The organism is Bacteroidota bacterium, assembly GCA_018692315.1.
Classification (GTDB): Bacteria; Bacteroidota; Bacteroidia; order Bacteroidales; family JABHKC01; genus JABHKC01.
This window is the reverse complement of the sequence record JABHKC010000113.1, coordinates 1-3,800: the sequence shown is the minus strand read 5'-3', so window position 1 is coordinate 3,800 and position 3,800 is coordinate 1. Positions and strand designations below refer to the sequence as shown.

Sequence of the window (3,800 nt, the reverse complement as noted above, 5' to 3'; positions counted from 1 at the left end):
TTCGGAAAACTAAGCAGAAATTCCGTTTCCCTCCAAAATCCCCAAATTATTAAAAATACATATACGCCAAATCCTTCACTTTAAGCCCGCCGGCTTGGGTTTAGCTCAACAACGAATATAAAAACTACAGTGCCTGGCACTATAGTTTTTCGCTGTTTTTATATTCTTAGGTGTTAGCCACTGGCATATTTACAGTTCTAATATTAGTGTCAAATTTAAATTCTACACCGAATATTTTATTTATTTTTTCTCCGACTTGATATATTGCTATCGACTGTTGAAGAATGTCAGATAATAAATATGAAGACTTTTTACCTTTCAATTTATCTACCTTTTTTGTATTCCTAATTGTTTGTTGCCAACGGAATGGCATGTATTTAGGAAAAGTCATGGAGATATTTGTCATTACTGTTTTTGTGTTGCCTTTGGAATATAAAAAATCATTTAGATTTTTCATCTTGTCAACCATATTTATTTTGTACTGATTTATATCTATGTTTCTTTCATTAATTTCATCAATTATTAAAGACTCGCATTCATTCCTGTAAATTTTTGCATATTTTGAATTTCTGATTCTTAATGCATTTTCAATTATTCCCATTGGGTTTTTTGCATTATCAAGGCAAGCTATAAATACAGGAGATAAATAATCAATTAATTCATCTTTCTTTAGATTAAGAGTGTTGTATTTCAGGGACCTAGAACATTCCTTTAATTTATCCATATTCCATTCATGAATAGTTTTATGGTTTGTGATATTGTTTGATGAATAAATCAAAGGTTGCCTTGAAAAATGAGGTGAGTAAATAGAGTTTTCTCTTTCAATTATTTTTCTTTCCCATAATGCAATACGCATCAAAACATGAATACCAATAATACCTATTTGATTATCTTCCAAATACTTCACTGCTTTGATAAAATCTTGCTGCTCCGTTTTTGTAAAAGTTTCTTTAATGACATTTAGATATCTGTCAGTAAATGAGTTATTTGTGTTATCATCAAATGTGTTCAGTCTAGGGAATTCTCTAAGCTCATTAAATATTCCTCCTCTAAAGCTTACAGCCCATTTTAAAGACTTTAAATCTTCTTCATAGATTTCATTGGAAATAGTTTTTAGTAAGTCCCCAATTAGAATTTCATCATTATCAATAGGTTCTTCAATAATGGAAAGCATTTTTCTTTCTTTTGAAAGAATTTGGTATAAAATAGTTTTTTCTAATGAATCTCTATATGGTTCCCAAATTGGAGTATTTCCAAGTTCGAATTGTATTTTAGAGTTTAAAACTATTGATTCAACTAAATTGCTAATATTTAACAATCTTGATAAACTCAAGCCTTTCTTTGCAATAATGTCATTTTGAAAACCTAAAGAAGAACCAAATAATGTTGTAAAATCAATATTTGTGATGAGTTTTTTCATAATGTTCTCATTTGCTTGTGGCTAACGAATAGCTGTATGAATCGGTTCATTTAATGATTTATACAGCATGTTGAACTAAACCCAAGCCAGCTAATTCAGTAATAATTTCGTAAGATCATCTTTATTAATTTAAAATATGTAAAGATGGAGAAAAAAAGTGAATTTACGGTAAAAGAATTGTCTGAAATATTAGACAAAATGCGAAAAAGGCTTTTAGTGAGTAATCATTCTGAGCAAACGGTACGGAACTATGTGCGGGCAGTTGAGTATTTGTGCAAATACACTTCAAAACATCCTGACGATACGGAAATTGATGAAATTATTGATTGGTTACATATGCTTCAGTACCACAAATTCAGAGCTTGGCGAACCATAAAAATTTATGTTGCCGGTCTTCGATGGTACTACAGTTCTATTGCTGATAATGAAGAATTTGCATTCAAAATTCCTTATCCGAAAGAAGAAAAAGATTTGCCTTCGGTTTGCAGTAGCGAAGAGCTTTTTAAGCTTTTCAGTTCGGCTCTGAATTTGAAACACAAGCTAATGCTGATGCTTCTTTATGCAACTGGGCTCAGGCGAAACGAGCTCCTGAATCTGAAAATCGAAGACCTTGACACCGGCGACGGCAAGTTCCGAATCAGGATAAATGGTGGCAAAGGCCAAAAAGACCGCTACACTGTGCTTTCAGAAAAACTTCTGCCTAAATTGCGAGATTATTACCTGAAAAGTTATCCGCAAGTATATCTTTTTAATGGTGCTCGCAAAGGAGAGCCGCTATCTGCCAGCGGTTTGAGGCACGCTTTGACTACGGCAATAAAAAACTCGGGAATCAAAAAAATTACCCTTCACGAACTTCGCCACAGTTTTGCCTCACATGCTCTCGAAGATGGCATGAATATCAAGACATTGCAATATATTTTGGGTCATGCTTCTGTCAAAACCACCATGATTTATCTTCACATTAGCGAAATTCCGCTAGTGAAAGGTTTTAGTCCGCTCGACAAATGGGAAAAGCTGCCATGAATTCGCCGATAAATATAGTTTTTCGGACTTTTGCCGACGAATATTTACAGCACAATTCTGCTACCCTTGAACAGCATCGCGCAATGAAAAGCATTATTGCCTGCAAATCTGGCGATTTGGGCTACAATGTTCAAGCCTGTGAAGATTGCGGAGAAGTTCAAACTCATTACAACTCCTGTGGAAATCGACATTGCCCAAACTGTCAGGCAGTTAATAAAGACAAATGGATATTTGCCAGAAAAAACGATATTCTGCCTGTGAAATATCATCACACGGTTTTTACTGTTCCGGCAGAATTGCGAACGCTTTTTAAGTTCAACAAAAAAATGCTGTACAACTTGCTATTCAAGACAGCCTGGGAAACTATCGACAGCTTTTCGAAAGACAAAAGAAACCGTCTTGAGGCCGAAATGGGCATGATTGCAATTCTGCACACTTGGAAACAGAATTTGGAGTATCACCCTCATTTACATTGCATTATCCCTGCCGGCGGAATCACAAAAAACAACAAATGGAAATCGACCCAATCAGATGGCGACTATTTGTTTAATGTCGAGGCTCTTAGCTCTACTTTTAAAGGCAAATTTCTCAACTATTTGAAGCAGTTTCGAAAACAGGGAAAATTGCAGTTTTGGGATTTGAAAAATCAATCTGCTACCGAGTTTTTCTACAATTTGAAAGAAAATCTCTACAATGCCGATTGGGTGGTCTATTCCAAAAAGAGCTTCGAAAGTGAGCATTCTGTTTTTGAATATCTTGGCCGCTATACTCACAAAATTGCCATTAGCAATTTCAGAATCAAGGAGGTTTCAGACAAGGCAGTAAGTTTTTCATATACAGATCGTTCGGACAATTACAAAACAAAAATCAGAACCTTATATGGAGTGAAATTCATAAAATTGTTTATTCAACATGTTTTGCCATCAAGGTTTATGAAAATCAGGAACTACGGTTTCCTTTCTTCGCGGAATAAAACTGCCAAACTCGCAAAATTGTTCGCATATTTTTGTCTTGGCAAGTACGTAAAAGCTACGAATCTCAGTACATTAGAGTTTATAAAACAGTTTTACGAAATGGATGTAACAAAATGCAGCGAATGTGGTGGCAGGCTCATTACAATAGAACTGAGAGAAAGGCCAAAATCGAGGGCTTCACCAAAAATACAACACATGCTTGAAACTACAAAAACTGTATGAATTTTTATTTTGTGAGCTTATTTTATATTGTTTTTCGACATCTTGAGGTCGTACAGGCAGAGTATTGCCCAAATCTCAGATTTCGAGCAATAAACATGAAATATATTACGGTATGCTATTGAAAAACCAAAAAATGAGAGAAAATTCAATCAAAAATTATC

3 protein-coding genes are annotated in these 3,800 nt (G+C 34.5%); 2 read left to right on the top strand and 1 reads right to left on the bottom strand.

What is annotated here, in order from left to right; genetic code table 11:
• Positions 1–166: 166 nt before the first annotated feature.
• On the bottom strand, positions 167–1,420 hold the full coding sequence (locus HN894_09005) for a hypothetical protein (protein ID MBT7143463.1): 1,254 nt from the start codon (positions 1,418–1,420) through the stop codon (positions 167–169).
• A gap of 144 nt (positions 1,421–1,564) precedes the next feature.
• On the opposite strand from HN894_09005, the gene HN894_09000 reads away from it, so the two are divergent.
• Complete coding sequence (locus HN894_09000; protein ID MBT7143462.1) at positions 1,565–2,443, top strand: tyrosine-type recombinase/integrase; 879 nt, start codon at positions 1,565–1,567, stop codon at positions 2,441–2,443.
• Positions 2,440–3,639, top strand: a complete 1,200-nt coding sequence (locus HN894_08995; protein ID MBT7143461.1) for an IS91 family transposase — start codon at positions 2,440–2,442, stop codon at positions 3,637–3,639. Before HN894_09000 ends, HN894_08995 begins: the two co-directional genes overlap by 4 nt.
• The last annotated feature ends 161 nt before the right edge of the window (positions 3,640–3,800 follow it).